A 3467-nucleotide genomic window follows, 5' to 3' on the forward strand; every position below is an offset into this window, starting at 1 on the left:
ATTTCCTTTTGCGGGACGCCGCCCACCAAGAGCTTTTCGGCCAGCGCCGGGGAGATGTTTCCCAAACGCTGGTGGTTTCCCACTACTTTGGTAATTCTTCCGGATTTGTCATGCTCATAGTGGTCAACCGCATATCGGTAAAGGGTGGTGCCGGTGACTTCACCGTTCTGCACGCCGGTGGCTTCAAAGACTTCCATGTATTTGCGAGAGTGGTCAGGTAACTGCATTTTGAAAACCATGATGGGGAAGGCTTCAACTATATTGCGCAGCAATCGTTCCTCCGACAGGGAGGTCCCGGCTTCCAAGCACATGGTCAGGATGCGGTCGTAAGCGGACCTGGCGCTGTTGGCGTGCAGGGTGCTAATGATTGTATGGCCTGTTCTTCCAGCTTCCTGAACGACCATCGCTTCCTTTCCGCGCATTTCAGCGGGGACGAGCAGGGTGGGATGGAGTCTCAGGGAGAGTTTGAGCAAGTCCAGCATGGTAACGGCGTCAGGTCCTTCCTTTGTCAGAAGGTGAATCACATCATTGAGCATCACGCCGTTTTCATCGTACTTGGCCAGGGATAGTTCCCTGGTGTCCTCGATGGTGATGATACGTTTATCGTGACCTACGGAGCTAAGAATGTAGCCCATATCCGCAGTTTTGCCGGAACCTGTAGAGCCTGCGAACGCTATTGAAACGCCATTGTTGACGCAGGTAATCAAAAAATCCAATTCTTCTGCCGTTGCTGTTCCCCAGCGAATGAGGTTCTGCCTGGTGATGAAAGACGGCTTTTGCTTGCGGACGGAGGCGATGGCCCCGGCGTTTGCGTCAACACAGGGCTCTATAGCACCCGACATTCTGACGCCCCGTGAAATATAGCTGTCTCCGACAGGCTTCGAGCCATCAAGGATTACGCCGCCAAACCTGCTCATTTTCCGGACGATGTTGGCGCAGGCTTCCGGGCTGCCAAAGGTTTCCGGCAGTCGCACCTTTTTGTCCTTGTACTGCACCCAGACGCCGCTATAGCCGTTGACATTGATTTCCTCGGTATCGTCGTCCTGCAAATAGGGAGATAAAAGCCCCATAAAGGCCATATCGTTATATATCGCGTCCACCAGCTCGGAAATGTTTCGCAGGTCTTTGGACACCAACTGCTCACTGTTCAAGTAGCGCATAATCAGGTCTTTGAGCTTTGCTTCCGCCTCCTGGGAGTACAGGACCTGGGCCAGCTCCGTGGAATGGTTTTGGGCGATAATGCGCTGTAATCTGTCTAAAATCTCGCCGTAATCCCGCGTCTCCAGGCTGCTTTCTTCGGTGGCGGAGCGCCGTTTGTTGGCGCGATAGATCAGGTCATGGATGGAAAACCGCCTGTTCATGGCTGCCCACCTCCGCAGATGTTGTCGGCAATCTGTTCCAGCACCTTGCTGTAATAGCGGCAGGCCCGGTCGCGGTGGAAATACAAGGGCGTTCCGGCGTTTTGCAGCTCGCTGGCCCGTTTGACGTAAGGCAGCTCAAAGGAAAAGGGAAGTCCGGTCATCTCCCGATAGGTCTGATCGTCGAATTCGCCGTCCGGCGCTTGCAGGATATGGATTTGCTTTTCCGCTATGTGCAGTTCCCGCACAAAATCGGAGACGCCTTGCTGCCACATCTGCGCCGCAATGGAGGGCCGGTGCAGGGTGCAGATTGTTTCCGCCAGCCACAGGCCCACGCCCGACACCGGGTTTGTCAGTTCCGCGGCTCCGTCGAGGACCAGAATGTCGAAGGCCACGGACGCGGCGTTTATCATTTGTTCCACCTGCGCAAGGGTCACGGTATCACAGAGCAGCCCGGTATAGCGGGTGGGCGCGGACAGAAAAAACAGGTCTTTGCTCTCCCCGGACTCCACGAATTTTTCCCCGATGTTGGGGTTGTCTTCGCTTAGTGCCCGGAACAGGCCCTTGTCCGGGGGGACGTTCTGGCCGAAGAAGATTTGCAGTTCTCCGAAAACCAAATTGGCGGAAATGAGCCCTACCAATCGGTCACGGATGGAAAGGGCGCAGGCCAGGTTGGTGGCGAACGTACTTTTTCCGCTGTTGTTGCCGCCCCAGACGGTGATGATTTTACTGCTCATGGCTCACACTCCGTTTCTCAAACACCAAGTGCAGTTTGCCGGTGTATTCGGCCTGGATAAGCCTTTCCGCTTGCGCTTCAGTGACGATCAGGGTCACGGCTTTCACGATGGGGTCCCCGGTGGAGGACTGGCTTTCGGCCTGCTGCTTCCGGACCTGGGCGGCATCCTGGGTGCGGGCATTCTCCGCGCTGTAAACCTCTAGTTGCTTTAATTCGGGATAGATGATCACCTGCGGAGAGGCACTTTGGCCGTTGGGTGATTTATCCGTAAACACGGCAACCGTTACGATGTCGCCACTTCTCAGGTGGGAGGATAATCCCGCCGCGATGCTCGGGACGCTGATAGTGACTAGGCGCTGATTGTTTGCGGCAATGCGGTCAAGCAGCTCACTGGCAATCATTCCGCCGAGTTTTTGCGGAAAGAAATAATCTCCTTTGGCAATGTCCGTCTGTGCAATCTTCCCGATAATCAGGGACTTGTCATTCATGACATTCTCCGGCAGGCCATAGCTTCCGATTTCCGCTGAAACAAGGTGTTTGTCCTGGATTGCCGTCCCAACCGGAATGTCCGCTGCCGCCCGCAACACTGTCACGGTCGCGTTTTTACTTTCGTAAAAGTGAGGCAGAAGAAAAAACGAAACGCCCGCTGCCAGGATCAGGCAAAGGGCGCTTAAAAATATCCGATTCTTGAGTAGTTTCAAATTGTTCTGCTCTCCTTTCAAGTTTTTAAAATAAGGGGGAGGGGGAGGTTCTACCTGCCGAAAAAGAAAGAGGGCTGACTTTCATGCGTATTGTTCTTTTTCTTTGCGGCAGGCTTATTTGGTGACGTATGGATTTTGAGAATATTACCCCAGCCGAAGGATAGCGTATTTTTTTCGGCAGGTAAGTTTTTCAGTGCGAGAGAGGCGTGGAGAAGGGATGAAGAAAAGGCGGCGCTGTCTGCACTTTTCGTAAACTACCCCCTTGGCGGAAGATTGCTTTTTTAATCATCGAATATTACGCACTTTTTTTTGCCGCATTTTCTTTTATACTCGTCGAAGTGCAGACAATGCTTGCAATCCCGTTTTTCTACCACCTTAATGGGCTTGCGGTCATGTCCCGGTTTTTCCTGCATCATGCGCTCGTATGCGCGTAGAGGGCCTTCTGTAAAGTGCATTGAAAGCACCTCCTTTCATAAAGAAGGCACAAAAAACCCCTCATTGATTAAAGAGGGAATTACTGCACGTAGCGGTCAAGTACCGATTTATCGTTCTTGCTCCCGCTGCCGCTTTTTGTACCAGCTTTCAAGCAACTGAACGTAAAATGCACCCTATAGAATAGACAGTAGCAGTTTTCAAATACCCTTTGTTTCGGACAGGTGTGTTTTAAAAATC

4 protein-coding genes are annotated in these 3467 nt (G+C 52.7%); all 4 read right to left on the minus strand.

Going from position 1 to position 3467, the window contains the following annotated elements; all coding sequences use genetic code 11:
• Nucleotides 1–1361 (minus strand): ATPase, T2SS/T4P/T4SS family (locus tag A4E54_RS05545; RefSeq protein ID WP_286724893.1); only part of this gene is annotated, 1361 nt, incomplete at its 3' end.
• Nucleotides 1358–2095, minus strand: a complete 738-nt coding sequence (locus tag A4E54_RS05550) for a CpaE/TadZ family protein (RefSeq protein ID WP_286724896.1) — start codon at nucleotides 2093–2095, stop codon at nucleotides 1358–1360. The genes A4E54_RS05550 and A4E54_RS05545, both read right to left, overlap by 4 nt.
• Complete coding sequence (cpaB, locus tag A4E54_RS05555; protein ID WP_286724898.1) at nucleotides 2085–2795, minus strand: Flp pilus assembly protein CpaB; 711 nt, start codon at nucleotides 2793–2795, stop codon at nucleotides 2085–2087. The genes A4E54_RS05550 and cpaB overlap by 11 nt, the downstream gene beginning before the upstream one ends.
• A gap of 281 nt (nucleotides 2796–3076) precedes the next feature.
• Complete coding sequence (locus A4E54_RS05560) at nucleotides 3077–3250, minus strand: hypothetical protein (RefSeq protein ID WP_286724901.1); 174 nt, start codon at nucleotides 3248–3250, stop codon at nucleotides 3077–3079.
• Between the last annotated feature and the right edge of the window lie 217 nt (nucleotides 3251–3467).

The sequence above is a fragment of the Pelotomaculum sp. PtaB.Bin117 genome, from assembly GCF_002067195.1.
GTDB classification, from domain to species: Bacteria; Bacillota; Desulfotomaculia; order Desulfotomaculales; family Pelotomaculaceae; genus Pelotomaculum_D; species Pelotomaculum_D terephthalicicum.